Source organism: Clostridium aciditolerans, from assembly GCF_016316925.1.
Taxonomy (GTDB): domain Bacteria; phylum Bacillota; class Clostridia; order Clostridiales; family Clostridiaceae; genus Clostridium_AM; species Clostridium_AM aciditolerans.
This window is the reverse complement of the sequence record NZ_JAEEGB010000012.1, coordinates 84,708-97,849: the sequence shown is the minus strand read 5'-3', so window position 1 is coordinate 97,849 and position 13,142 is coordinate 84,708. Positions and strand designations below refer to the sequence as shown.

Annotated in this window: 14 protein-coding genes; all 14 read left to right on the top strand. The window is 31.4% G+C overall.

Going from position 1 to position 13,142, the window contains the following annotated elements; all coding sequences use genetic code 11:
* Positions 1-293: DUF6514 family protein (locus I6U51_RS11085; RefSeq protein ID WP_211142713.1), on the top strand; the 293-nt coding region annotated here is incomplete at its 5' end.
* Between the two features lie 136 nt (positions 294-429).
* Positions 430-846, top strand: a complete 417-nt coding sequence (gene acpS, locus I6U51_RS11080) for a holo-ACP synthase (protein WP_211142712.1) — start codon at positions 430-432, stop codon at positions 844-846.
* Positions 806-2,305: an NAD(P)H-hydrate dehydratase gene (locus I6U51_RS11075; RefSeq protein ID WP_211142711.1), complete on the top strand. Its 1,500-nt coding sequence runs from the start codon at positions 806-808 to the stop codon at positions 2,303-2,305. The genes acpS and I6U51_RS11075 overlap by 41 nt, the downstream gene beginning before the upstream one ends.
* Positions 2,306-2,406: 101 nt before the next feature.
* On the top strand, positions 2,407-3,015 hold the full coding sequence (locus I6U51_RS11070) for a germination lipoprotein GerS-related protein (protein WP_211142710.1): 609 nt from the start codon (positions 2,407-2,409) through the stop codon (positions 3,013-3,015).
* 174 nt (positions 3,016-3,189) lie between these two features.
* The gene (alr, locus tag I6U51_RS11065; protein ID WP_211142709.1) at positions 3,190-4,350 is read left to right on the top strand and encodes an alanine racemase; all 1,161 of its coding nucleotides are present in this window, start codon (positions 3,190-3,192) and stop codon (positions 4,348-4,350) included.
* Positions 4,351-4,889: 539 nt separating this feature from the next.
* Positions 4,890-5,210 (top strand): CopG family ribbon-helix-helix protein, encoded by a 321-nt coding sequence (locus I6U51_RS11060; protein ID WP_211142708.1) that lies wholly within the window; start codon positions 4,890-4,892, stop codon positions 5,208-5,210.
* Positions 5,170-5,520 carry a type II toxin-antitoxin system PemK/MazF family toxin gene (locus I6U51_RS11055; protein ID WP_178906920.1) on the top strand — a complete coding sequence of 117 codons (351 nt, stop codon included), beginning with the start codon at positions 5,170-5,172 and terminating at the stop codon, positions 5,518-5,520. Before I6U51_RS11060 ends, I6U51_RS11055 begins: the two co-directional genes overlap by 41 nt.
* A 212-nt stretch (positions 5,521-5,732) precedes the next feature.
* Positions 5,733-6,557, top strand: a complete 825-nt coding sequence (locus tag I6U51_RS11050) for a 1-deoxy-D-xylulose-5-phosphate synthase N-terminal domain-containing protein (RefSeq protein WP_211142707.1) — start codon at positions 5,733-5,735, stop codon at positions 6,555-6,557.
* Complete coding sequence (locus tag I6U51_RS11045; RefSeq protein WP_211142706.1) at positions 6,557-7,498, top strand: transketolase family protein; 942 nt, start codon at positions 6,557-6,559, stop codon at positions 7,496-7,498. The genes I6U51_RS11050 and I6U51_RS11045 overlap by 1 nt, the downstream gene beginning before the upstream one ends.
* A 220-nt stretch (positions 7,499-7,718) precedes the next feature.
* Complete coding sequence (locus tag I6U51_RS11040; protein WP_211142705.1) at positions 7,719-8,573, top strand: YitT family protein; 855 nt, start codon at positions 7,719-7,721, stop codon at positions 8,571-8,573.
* Between the two features lie 243 nt (positions 8,574-8,816).
* Positions 8,817-9,503 carry a cell division ATP-binding protein FtsE gene (gene ftsE / locus I6U51_RS11035; RefSeq protein ID WP_211142704.1) on the top strand — a complete coding sequence of 229 codons (687 nt, stop codon included), beginning with the start codon at positions 8,817-8,819 and terminating at the stop codon, positions 9,501-9,503.
* Complete coding sequence (gene ftsX, locus I6U51_RS11030) at positions 9,493-10,383, top strand: permease-like cell division protein FtsX (protein ID WP_211142703.1); 891 nt, start codon at positions 9,493-9,495, stop codon at positions 10,381-10,383. The genes ftsE and ftsX overlap by 11 nt, the downstream gene beginning before the upstream one ends.
* 211 nt (positions 10,384-10,594) lie before the next feature.
* The gene (locus I6U51_RS11025; protein ID WP_425489762.1) at positions 10,595-11,698 is read left to right on the top strand and encodes a S41 family peptidase; all 1,104 of its coding nucleotides are present in this window, start codon (positions 10,595-10,597) and stop codon (positions 11,696-11,698) included.
* 144 nt (positions 11,699-11,842) lie between these two features.
* A complete protein-coding gene (locus I6U51_RS11020) occupies positions 11,843-13,141 on the top strand; it encodes a PDZ domain-containing protein (RefSeq protein WP_178906913.1) in 1,299 nt (432 codons plus the stop codon).
* Position 13,142: the final 1 nt, after the last annotated feature.

The window sequence follows — 13,142 nt, the reverse complement described above, 5'->3', positions numbered from 1 at the left end:
TAGAAGAGCCATTATTAAAAGGCAACATTAGCATAACATATGGAGTAGATACCATAGAGGTACAATCATATGGAATTGAGATTGAGAGACAAGATCTTGTAGATGGAAAGTTAGTAAATATAGAAAGGGATTGTGTAAAAAGTATAAGCCCAGAGAGACACAAGGTACATAATCTAATGAAGTTGCTATATGACAATAATGTATCACCAATTCATTTAATTGATGTTCTTGGCGATTATATCGATGAATATATAGTAGACTTTGATAAAGAAATAAAGGATATAGCATATTAAAATAAAAGACAATAGACAATTATTATAATCAGAAGAGGAAAAAATCCTCTTTTTTTCTTTTAACAGCTGGGCATACAACTACTTGCAACTTTTAAAATAGAAAAGTATAATTTATTATTAATATGGGGGTGATATTTTGATTATAGGAATTGGGGTTGACATCGTTGAAATTAGAAGAATCAAAGAAGCTATAAGTAAGCATGCTAATTTTATAGATAGGATGTTTAGTAAGAATGAAATAGAATATCTTAAGAGCAGAAACTTGAGGCCAGAGTTTGTAGCAGGTAGATTTGCGGCAAAAGAGGCTGTAGCTAAGGCTCTGGGAACAGGTTTTAGTGGGTTTGAATTCAAGGATATAGAAATCGACAGAACTGCTGCTGGAAAACCTTTAGTGGTACTGAAAGGTAAGGCTAAGTTAATGGCTCAAAAATATGGTGATTATAAAATTCATATAAGCATATCTCATGGTATTGATAATGCTATAGCATATGCAGTAATGGAGGTTGATAAATTTGAGGATTGCAACTTCAGAAATAATGAAGGAGATAGATAACTACTGTATAAATGAACTTAGGATTCCAGGGATTTTATTGATGGAAAATGCAGCATTAAAGATCATCAAAAACTTAGAACTTGATAAACATCATTCTTTTTGTATAGTATGTACCAAGGGAAACAACGGTGGGGATGGATTCGCAGTAGCAAGACACCTACACATTTTAAATAAGAAAGTGGAAGTATTTCTAGTTGGGGATAAAGAAGGAATGAGTCAAGATTGTAAAATAAACTATGATATATTAAAAAAAATAGGTGTTAATATTAATAAAGTCACTAATCTTGAAGATATTAATGATTTAAGAGACTCAATAGAACGAAGTCAAGTGACAATAGATTCCCTTTTCGGTACGGGACTTTCTAGAAAAGTTGAGGGAATATTTGATTCTGTCATATCTATAATTAATGAAAATAGTAAATATATTGTATCTATCGATATACCTTCTGGACTTGATGGAAATAGGGGGAAAATACTTGGCAATTGTATTAAAGCAGATAAAACTATTTCTTTTCAATTATATAAAAAGGGTTTTTTAAATTATGGAACAGATAAATTAACAGGAGAAGTAGTTATAGAGGAGATAGGTATTCCAGAGGCAGCAATAAGTAGATTTCATAATAATGAATTTATTATAGACGAAAATATGATAAGAAGTAATATACAGGTAAGAGATAAGTACTCTTATAAAGGAGACTATGGTAGAGTGTTAGTTGTTGCAGGCTCCAATGGATATACTGGAGCTGCATACATATGTACACAGGGAGCGGTTAGAAGTGGGGCTGGCCTAGTAACATTGTGTTGTGATAGTGAGATTAGAGAGACTTTGAGATCTAAGCTTGTAGAAGCTATGACTATTTCTTTTGATGAACAGGACAAATTAAGTGAATTAATAGAAAAAAGTGATGCTATTGCAATAGGTCCTGGCATGGGAGATAATGAGAAAACATTTAATTTGTTAAGCAATATTATTAATAATGCTAATTGTCCTATAGTTATAGATGCCGATGGAATAAATGTATTAAAGGATAGGCTTGATATACTAAAAAATAAAAAGTCGGAAATTATTATAACTCCTCACTTGGGAGAAATGTCTAGAATAGTAGATTTGCCAATTGATTATATAAAAGAAAATAGAATGGAGATATCTAAAAAATTTGCAAAGGAAAACAATATCATAGTGCTTCTTAAAGGATACAATACTATAATAACAGATGGAGAAAAAACAATTATAAATCCAACAGGGAATAGCGCTATGGCATCGGGTGGAATGGGGGATTGTCTTACAGGAATGATAGCATCATTTATTGGGCAGGGTTATAAATCTATATCAGCCGCTTGCATTGCAGCGTTTATACATGGCTATTCCGGCGAAAAACTTTCTAGGGATATGTTTTGTGTCAATGCCAGCCATATATTAGAAGATATTCCTTTTTCAATAAAAGAAATACAATGTTAATTTTAAATTCATAAAAGGTATAAGAATATAAAAAGAAATAAAAGAATAGTATTAATAATGGGAAATAGGTGCCTAAGAGAATATAATCTAGGGGGATTGAGATGAAGAAAAAACCATTATTCACGACTATTCTTGTTTTTATCTTTATAATAGTGTTCACAAGCTGTGGCAAAAAAACCGACGATACAGAAAAGAATATTGATTATCTAAAAAATTTAGACAGCTATAGTTGTAATATAAATATGAAAATAGAAAATGATAAACAAACTATAAATTATACTGGAAAACAATTTTATGATAAAAGATATGGATATAGATTTGAACTAGACAAAAATCGGTTGATGGTATATAAAGACAATAAAATACTGGTTAAAGATTTGCAAAGTGGATTAAAATATGATACAGAGAAAGACTTTGATAGTTTATTTAAACTAAGCTTTATTGGCGAGTATATTGGAATGATATATACAAATGAAGTGGTGAAAAATTCGTTAAAGAAAATAGGTAATGAAGAGTATCAAGTTGTGCACTTGGACATACCTGGTAATAATAAAAATATTAGCAAAGCTGAGCTATATATAGATAAGCATAATAGTTTGCCTAAGTATGTTATTATATATGATTCCAAGGGCAAGAAGAAGATAGATGTAGAATATTCTGATTTTAAAGCCAACCCAGAGTTGCAGAAAGATTTGTTCGAAATAACATAATTAGAATTTTAACTTATAGAGATTTTGTGTCATATTATTTTGAATAAAATAAAAATTTTTTAAAATCACAATTATATAATTATTAAAAATAATGTATAATTAACTCGTAGGGGAAAAGTTCAATTATAATTTATTAGTTATTTTATTGTAAATAAAAACGTGGGGGGTAATAAAATGTTTAGAGATTTTAGGCCTGTATGGGCAGAAATTAATTTAGACAACCTTGTGTATAACATCAAGCAGATTAGAGAAAAGGCTAAAAGTAAGGAACTAATTGGAGTTGTAAAAGCGGATGCTTATGGACATGGGGCTGTCGAAGTGGCACCAATACTTTTACAGAATGGAGCTACAAGACTTGCAGTGGCTGTTTTAGCCGAAGGTGTGGAACTAAGAAAAAGTGGCATTAAGTGTCCTATAATGATCTTGGGGCTTACTCCTGAAACTCTATCAGATGATTTGATAAAATATGATATCGAACCAGCAGTTTCTTCCTATGAGTATGCTTTAACCTTATCTAATATAGCTCAATCTGAAGGAAAGACAATTAAAATTCATATAGCTATAGATACGGGAATGGGAAGAATAGGCTTTTTACCAAGCGAAGAAAGTATTGAGGAAATATATAAAATAAGCAAGTTAGCTAATATAGAAATAGAAGGATTATTCTCTCATTTCTGCACTGCTGATGAAGCTGATAAGAGCTATTCAAATATGCAATTTGACAAATATAATTGGTTTTATGAAAAATTAATTAGCAAGGGTATCAAAATAAATATGAGAGATATGGCTAATAGCGCAGCTATAATGGAGCTTCCAGAAACTCATTATGACGGAACGAGACCGGGAATAATATTGTATGGATACTATCCTTCGAACGAAGTAGATAAAAACCAATTAAGTATAAAGCCTGTTATGACATGGAAAGCAAATATTGTGCATGTAAAGACCTTAGATAAAGGTGAATATATTGGATACGGAAGAAAATTTAGAACTGAAAGAAAGAGCATAATTGCTACACTGCCTATTGGCTATGCTGATGGATATACTAGAATGATGTCAGGAAAAGCAAAGGTAATAATTAATGGTAAATTTGCTCCAGTAGTTGGTAATATATGCATGGATCAGTGTATGATAGATGTTACTGATGTAGGTGATGTAAAACCAGGAGATGAAGTTATACTTATGGGCAGTGACGGAAACTTAAAGTTTAATGCTGATGATATGGCAGCTATTTTGGGAACTATAAACTATGAAGTGATATGCATGGTAAGCAAAAGAGTTCCAAGAGTTTATATAGAAAATGGACAGATAATAAAGATAAAAAATTATGTATAAGTAAAATAGAAGGTATACAGCTAACAATTAAGCAGAGAGCCAAAATCTTAAGTAGGCATCCAAAATCTATGATTTTGAGATGATCGCTTACACAGCGTGCTGATTTGGTGATAGTCACTTACACTCTGTGTACTCATTCGACGAAGGGAGAAGGAGTTTTATTTAATAGCTGTTAGCTGTATATCTCCTATTGTCAATTGTCGTAAATGATGCATATAAAATTAATGCTTTGTATAATATACTAGTATATTGTTTTAAACTAATCTTAAAAAATAAAAGTAGTTTTCAAATTTACTTTTATGATAGAATATACTTAAATTTACATTTTAACTATTAATTATAATGCGAGGTACATAATAAGCTGGGATATATTTGGTAATATACATAATGAACTTGTAAAAATAAGAAATTATGTGTAAAAGTACAAGTAGAAAAATGGTGAAATTACGGATAATTTCTTTGACATGCTGACAGTTTTAGGATTATAATTTGTGTGTACATATCTTTCGCTTAGGTTAATAGGAGGTATTAATTTTTATATGTCAAATTCAAAGAGATTAGTGGTAAACCTCTCAGAAACACTATACAATGAATTTAATAAGGCACTTGAGGAAGATTGCAAAAAAAGAAGTGAATTTATTAGGGAAGCTATCATATTATATATTAAAGAGAAAAAAAGGTTAAATATCATAGAACAAATGGAAAAAGGATATAAAGAAATGGCTCAACTCAATCTTGAGTTTGCAGAAATGGGCTTTGCAAGTGACATGAAAGAATTTAAAGAATATGAAGCGAAGCTTTCGGAGTGTGATTTAGCTGATGACCACTATAGTGAAAAGAGGAGATATATTTTATGCTGACTTAAGCCCAGTAGTGGGTTCAGAACAGGGTGGAATAAGGCCAGTAATCATTATCCAAAATGATGTTGGCAACAAATATAGCCCTACTGTCATAGTAGCAGCAATTACTTCACAGATAAACAAGGCAAAACTTCCAACACATGTTGAAATTTCATCAGAAGCTTATGGACTTAATAAAGATTCTGTAGTTTTGCTTGAGCAAATAAGAACTTTAGATAAAAGAAGACTAAAAGAGAAAATAGGTCATATGACCGATGACGATATGAGAAAAGTAGATGAGGCGCTTTTAATAAGCGTAGGTTTACAGTAAATAATATATTTAAACACGACAATTTGTCGTGTTTTTTTATTAGCATTCAAGGCCTAAATATGATCGTATATATGTATATAGTTAGATGGAGATAGAATAAAATAAAAGGTGGGAAAAATTTTGCCACCTTTATTGTATATAAAAACGTTTTTTTGTGGTAAAATAGTAGAAGAATTTTTTAAACGTAAGCTTTATTATAGGAGGTTGAGATTGTGAAAAAGAACTTAGAAGAACTCAAGCAAGTGGCAAACGTGATTAGAAAAGATATTATAAAAATGTTAACAGAGTCAGGCTCAGGTCATCCTGGTGGTTCCTTATCAGCAACAGAAATTTTAACTACTTTGTATTTTAGTGAAATGAACATAGATCCTGAAAAAGCAAAGGATTTAAATAGGGATAGATTTGTTCTCTCTAAAGGGCACGCTGCTCCAGTGCTATATAGTGCACTTGCTAGAAGAGGATTTTTTGATGTAGAAGAATTAAAAAAGCTTAGAAAGCTTGGTTCAATACTTCAAGGACATCCAAATATGAATGAAGTTCCAGGAGTAGACATGTCCACTGGTTCATTAGGTCAAGGTATTTCAGCAGCAGTTGGAATGGCTTTAGCAGGAAAAATAGATAAAAAAGACTACAGAGTTTTTGCACTATTAGGTGATGGTGAATTAGAAGAAGGCCAAGTTTGGGAAGCTGCTATGTCAGCTGCTCATTATAAATTAGATAATTTAATAGCTTTTATTGATTATAATGGACTTCAAATAGATGGTCCTATTGAAGAAGTAATGTCAGCAGAGCCAATTGCTGATAAATTTAGAGCTTTTAGATGGAATGTTGTAGAGGTAGATGGTCATAATATTGAGCAATTAATTAATGCAATTGAGGAAGCAAAAACTGTAAAAGAAAAACCAACAATGATAGTTTGTAAAACTGTGAAGGGTAAAGGAGTGTCCTTCATGGAAAATGAAGCAGGTTGGCATGGAAACGCACCAAGTGCAGAACAATGCAAAAAAGCTTTAGATGAACTCGGGGGTGAAGAATAATGGCTAATAAAATAGCGACAAGAGAAGCATATGGAAAGGCTTTAGCAAAATTAGGTCAAGAAAATGAAAAAATAGTTGTACTTGATGCTGATTTATCTAAATCAACTAAGACAGCTGATTTTAAGAAGGTTTGTCCAGAAAGATTTATAAATATGGGAATAGCAGAAAGTAACATGGTTACTGTAGCTGCAGGTATGTCTACTTGTGATAAAATACCTTTTGTAAGTACTTTTGCTGTATTTGCTAGTGGTAGAGCTTTTGAACAAATAAGAAATTCAGTTTGCTATCCTGAATTAAATGTAAAGATATGTGCTACGCATGCAGGAATTACAGTGGGAGAAGATGGCGCATCACACCAATCAATTGAAGATATATCACTAATGAGAAGTTTACCAAATATGACAGTTATAAGCCCAAGTGATGCTGTAGAAACAGAAGCTGCAATTAAGGCAATAGCTGAATATAAAGGACCTTGCTATGTAAGACTTGGAAGATCTGGAGTACCTGTTATCAATGATAACTCAGAATATAAGTTTGAAATAGGTAAAGCTATAACTTTAAGAGAAGGAAAAGATGCTGTAGTTATTGCAACTGGAATAATGGTAGACGCAGCTCTAGAAGCATATAATACATTATCAGAAGAAGGAATAAAAGTTAAGGTTATAAATATACATACTATAAAACCTATAGATAAGGAAGCAATTATAAAGGCTGCAAGAGAAACAGGAGTAGTTATAACTGCAGAAGAGCATAGCATAATAGGTGGATTAGGATCTGCTGTTTGTGAGGTTTTAAGTGAAAACCAACCTACACCAGTAGTAAGAGTAGGAGTGAAGGACACTTTTGGAGAAAGTGGAAAACCAGCAGAACTTCTAAAGGCATATGGATTAACTGCTGATGATATTGTCAAAGCTGTTAAGAAAGGTCTTACTCTAAAATAATTTAGTAAATGATTAGATTTAAACGATGATATAGTAATTTATATCATCGTTTTTTTATCGTACTAAGGTACATGAAAATAAAGAAAAAACCAGATATACTATCATCTTTGACTTGCTATTTTCTTGCAGATGCCTAATATAAAATTTAAAAGTAGGGAATAATTAGCCTTAGTAGGATTTTTCAACTTTTAAATTTTATTATAGTAGTGGGGTCGAAAATATGAAAACTATTAAGGAATATGCTTTAATTACCATAGGTATTTTATTAGTTGCAATAAGTATAAAGTTTTTTTTAGCACCAAATAAAATTGCAGCAGGTGGGATTTCTGGAGCAGCAATAATAATAAATTATTTTATTCCCAGTCTTCCTATAGGTCTTTTAATGCTAATTATGGATGCAATATTATTCATAGTTGCATTTATTGCTATAGGGAATCAATTTGGTGCTAAAACTATTTACACAAGTTTAAGTCTTTCAGGAACAATATGGATTATGGATAGAATTATGACTCCAAACATAGCAATCACAAAAAACCTAATGTTGGCATCTATATTTGGTACTTTTATATCTGGAATAGGATTAGGAATAGTGCTTAATCAAAATGCATCTACCGGTGGAACTGATATACTGGCAAAAATACTTAATAAGTTTTTACATTTAGATATAGGAAAGTCACTTTTGATAGTAGACTTTGTTATAACACTTTTTGCAGCTTTTTCTTTTGGTGCTGATGCTGGCATGTATGCTCTGTTAGCCGTTATTATAAATGGATTTGTAATAGATACTGTTATAGAAGGACTCAATGTTTCAAAACAAATAATGGTTATAAGCACAAAAAACGATATAATAAGTAAATTCATAATAGAAGAGTTGGAACGAGGCTGTACTATTCTACACGGTAGAGGAGGGTATACCAAAGAAGATACATATATTCTTTATGCTGTTTTAGGAAGAAAAGAACTTGTAAAATTGAGAAATTATATAAAAGAAATTGACACAAAAGCATTTATTACAGTAAGTGATGCGCATGAAGTTTTAGGAGAAGGCTTTAAAGACATTATATCAGGCCATTAACTGGATGAAGCTCTGGTTTTTTGTCTCATGTAAGTAATACATTAACAAAAAATGTAGATTTGAGATTGGAACTTAATGTATATATGTGGCATATGCGGTTGAATATAACTCAATTGCATATGCTTTTTTCGCTGTTAATAATAATTTAATAGAATATAATATTTATTTCATGTCTTATTATGTTATAATGAACATAGTTACGTGAAAAAAATCGAAAGCTTATATATATAAGGAGATGTTCTAATGATAGAATTTAAAAATGTGAGTAAAGTATATAACAATAACGTGTTTGCTTTATCAAACATAAATGTAAAAATAGGAAAAGGTGAATTCGTATTTTTAGTTGGACCAAGTGGAGCAGGTAAGTCTACTTTTATAAAAATGCTTTTAAAAGAAGTTCAGCCTACAAGCGGGAATATAATAATAAATGATTTAGATATAACTAACTTAAAAAGAAAAGAAATACCTTATTATAGAAGAAAGATAGGGGTAGTTTTTCAGGATTTTAGATTAATACCTACTTTAAATGTATATGAGAACGTAGCTTTCGCAATGAGAGTAGTAGAAGCTCCTTTAAAAGAAATAAGAAAAAAAGTTCCAATGGTTCTCTCATTAGTTGGACTAGCGAATAAATATAAAGCATTTCCTCATGAGTTGTCAGGGGGAGAACAGCAAAGAGTATCATTAGCTAGGGCTATAGTTAACAATCCAGCTATATTAATTGCGGATGAGCCTACTGGAAACCTAGATCCAGAAACAGCAATGGATATAATGGAAACATTAAATGATATAAATCACGCAGGTACAACAATTCTGATGGCCACTCATGCTAAGGACATAGTTGATAACATGAGAAAAAGAGTTATAGCCGTTGAAAAAGGAATAATTGTAAGAGACGAGCAAAGGGGGGCTTACGGATATGAGGATTAGTACAATAAAGTTTTTTATACAAGATTCATTGAAGAGTTTAAGAAGAAACAAAACTATAAGTTCAGCATCAGCAGCAACTGTTGCAGCTACATTATTTATTCTAGGTATATTTCTTCTTACTATATTAAATGTTAAACAAGGAATACTAGAAGTGGAATCAAAAGTTGAAGTTAAGGTGTTCTTGAAAGATAATATTACTACAAAGCAGCAAAGTGAATTAGAGAAGAAAATAAAAGCTGTTAATGGAGTTGTTGATGTTACATATGAAAGTAAGACTCAAGCCATGGATAAATTTAAGAAACAATTAGGAGATCAAAATAAAAGCCTTGTAGATGGGCTTGAAAAAGACAACCCTATGCCTAACTCATATGTAATTAGAGTTCAAAAGCCAGAGATTGTATCAACTGTTGTTAATAGCATTAAAGGTTCAGAGGGTATAGATACAATAAAAGACGGAAGAGAAGTTGTAGATAAACTTTTAGCTATAACAAAAACAATAAAATGGGTTGGAAGTATTATATTTGTGGTACTAATAGGAGTTTCGCTATTTTTAATAGGAAATACTATTAAACTCACACTCTATTCCAGAAGACGTGAAATAGGAATAATGAAGTACATTGGGGCTACAGATTGGTTCATAAGATGGCCATTTATAATTGAAGGTATGATTATAGGAATTACAGGAGGAGTAGTTGCAGATTTAGCTTTATATTATGCTTATAAGATGGCATATGTTAAAGCGTCAACAGGTTTAATGATGATTCAATTAGTTTCTCCACAGTATGTTTTAACTACTATTTTAGGACTATTTTTATTAGCAGGTATAGTAATAGGTTCTGTAGGAAGTATTTTATCAATAAGAAAATTCTTAGCAGTTTAAATGATTTAAAAGCATGCGGCGTTCAGCTGCATGCTCATTTTATTAAAATTTTACAAATAAATTTACAAATTTATTTTTTTTAATGTTATAATTATTTAAGGTTTATATAAATACTATAGAGTATAAGGTTTAAAGCAAAGAGGTGGAAAGTTTGAATAGTAAAAAAAAGTGGATTTCAGGTACGGTAGCAGCACTACTTATTACCAATACAATTACATTGTTTGGGACTAAAGCTTACATATCAAATCAAACAGGGAATTTTTCGAAGCTGTTTGAAGTAAGAAATGATTTGTATAAATATTATGATGGAAACATTAATGACGCAGATTTAGTAGAAGGAGCTATTAAAGGAATGACATCTGCTTTAAAAGATCCCTATACTGTATTTATGAATAAGAAGGAATATGACGAATTTAACGTTCAGACAGAAGGAAACTACAGTGGAGTTGGCCTTCAAGTTCAGGCTAAGGATGACAATATAGTTGTAGCTGATGTTTTTGAAGATTCTCCAGCAAAAAAAGGGGGAATACTTCCAAAAGATATAATTGAAAAAGTAAATGGAACAGATGTAACTGGTAAAGAGCTGGATAAAGCAGTAACTTTAATGAAAGGTCAAGATGGAACAGAGGTTACATTGACATTATATAGGGAGTCTAAGGGAACCTTTGATGTAAAGCTTAAAAGGGCGAAGATAAATTTAGCTACAGTAAAAGGTGAGATGATAGACAGCAACATAGGCTATATGCAGGTTACAATGTTTGATGAAAATACGGCAAAGAACTTTACAAGTAAATTACAAGAGCTTCAAGCTAAGGGTATGAAGTCACTAATAATAGATTTAAGAGGTAATCCAGGTGGATTACTTGATGAATGTGTGGATATGGTTTCTAATTTTGTTCCTAAGGATAAGGTTATAGTTTCTACCATAGATAAATATAAAAATAAAAAGGAATATAAGTCAAAAGGTGGAGTAGCTGAAGGCTTACCTGTTACTATACTTACTAATGGAGGGACGGCAAGTGCTTCAGAAATATTTTCAGGTGCTGTAAGAGATTATAAGATTGGAACTTTAGTAGGAGAAAAAACTTTTGGTAAAGGAGTAGTTCAAACTATTTTAGATACCGGTGAAGGAACAGCTCTTAAAGTTACTGTTTCAAAATACTATACGCCAAATGGTGAAAATATACATCATACAGGGATAAAGCCTGATATAGAGGTGAAATATCCAGATGAGCTTAGACAAAAACCGTATGACAGAAACCAGGACCCTCAATTTGCAAAGGCACTTGAGATAGCAAAAGGTAAAATTAAATAAGTTGTGGTTGGTTTACGTTTTGTATAATATTTGAATTTAAAAGTTAGATAGAATAATTCTGTCTAACTTCATTGCTTGCGCGCCAGATAAAGTAGATCTTTATTTGGCGCAAGTTTCACTTTACGGAGAGGGGAAATTTTTCAAATGAATATTTTGATGTCTACTTTAAGAGCTGTAGCTTATGCGTTGACAGAACCATATTTAGTTACTTTTTTGGTTATTTTATTTTTTATTCTTTACAGAAAAAATAAAAAAACTACTATAATGCAGAGAATGATAATTGGTGAGAGAGTAAATACTCCTTTTGAACTTACTATATCGCAAATTGTTATCGGTATATTTGCAGGAGCTTTTGCCAGCGTTATAATGTCCTATTTAGGAATAGTATTTGATGAAAGTTCATCAGTGGATTTAATATTTTTAATGTCTATAATATTTATGTTTTTTAATCCAAGATTTATCTGCTTTGCTTATTCAGGCGCAGCTCTTGCTTTTACTAGCTTAATGTTAAGTTTAGTTTCAAGTACATTTAATATACCTAATTTGGACTTTTTAAAAATAGATGTAGTATCACTTATGACTCTAATTGCAGTTCTCCACTTTGTAGAAGGAATACTTATAATTATAGATGGAAAAACAGGAGCTATACCAGTTTTTACTAGTAGAGACGAAAAGATAATAGGTGGTTTTGCTTTTCAAAGGTATTGGGCATTACCTATAGCAATATTTTTTATGCTTCATAATAATACTGCTATAAGTACAACCTGGCAAGTACCACTTCCAACTTGGTGGCCATTAGTCAAAAGCTCCATACCAGTCGAGATTTTAAAGAATGCAGTAGTAGCACTTATTCCCTTTTATGGTATGGTAGGATACAATAGCATAACTTTTACTAAGGATAAAGAGACAAAGACATTAATGTCAGGTTCTCTAATGATAGTATATAGTATTGCTTTATTTGGATTAGCTCAAGCTGCAGTTTTAAATCTACCACTTAAATTTTTGGTAGTAATATTTGCTCCAGCAGCACACGAAGCTATTATAGCGTTCCAAAGATATGTAGAAGTCAAAGGAGAACCTAAGTTTATCAGTGGAGAAGACGGAATAATGGTATTAGCAGTTGCGCCAAATTCTCCAGCTAATGAAATGGGAATTAAATGTGGAGATCTATTGGTTGAAGTTAATAATAAAAAAATTGAAAATGAAGAAAAAATAGCTGAAGCTATAAGAGAATGCTCAAATTTTATATGGTTTAAGGTGAAGAAGGTCACAGGAAAATTTGAGCAAGTAAGTTATAATAAATTAAATGACAATAAAAGACTAGGTATAGTGTTTGTACCTAGGGGAGTTCCAAAGGACAGCATGGTTGTAAAGCTTGATGAGACTAGATTTGGTGAAATACTAGATAAAATAAAAAACAAAGATAAGGATGAGGATGAATAAA

Excerpts from the sequence above, each read along its gene's own strand:
- I6U51_RS11070 (WP_211142710.1), top strand. The coding sequence starts at position 2,407 with ATGAAGAAAAAACCATTATTCACGACTATTCTTGTTTTTATCTTTATA.
- alr (WP_211142709.1), top strand. The coding sequence starts at position 3,190 with ATGTTTAGAGATTTTAGGCCTGTATGGGCAGAAATTAATTTAGACAAC.
- I6U51_RS11060 (WP_211142708.1), top strand. The coding sequence starts at position 4,890 with ATGTCAAATTCAAAGAGATTAGTGGTAAACCTCTCAGAAACACTATAC.
- I6U51_RS11055 (WP_178906920.1), top strand. The coding sequence starts at position 5,170 with ATGACCACTATAGTGAAAAGAGGAGATATATTTTATGCTGACTTAAGC.
- I6U51_RS11045 (WP_211142706.1), top strand. The coding sequence starts at position 6,557 with ATGGCTAATAAAATAGCGACAAGAGAAGCATATGGAAAGGCTTTAGCA.
- I6U51_RS11040 (WP_211142705.1), top strand. The coding sequence starts at position 7,719 with ATGAAAACTATTAAGGAATATGCTTTAATTACCATAGGTATTTTATTA.
- ftsE (WP_211142704.1), top strand. The coding sequence starts at position 8,817 with ATGATAGAATTTAAAAATGTGAGTAAAGTATATAACAATAACGTGTTT.
- ftsX (WP_211142703.1), top strand. The coding sequence starts at position 9,493 with ATGAGGATTAGTACAATAAAGTTTTTTATACAAGATTCATTGAAGAGT.
- I6U51_RS11020 (WP_178906913.1), top strand. The coding sequence starts at position 11,843 with ATGAATATTTTGATGTCTACTTTAAGAGCTGTAGCTTATGCGTTGACA.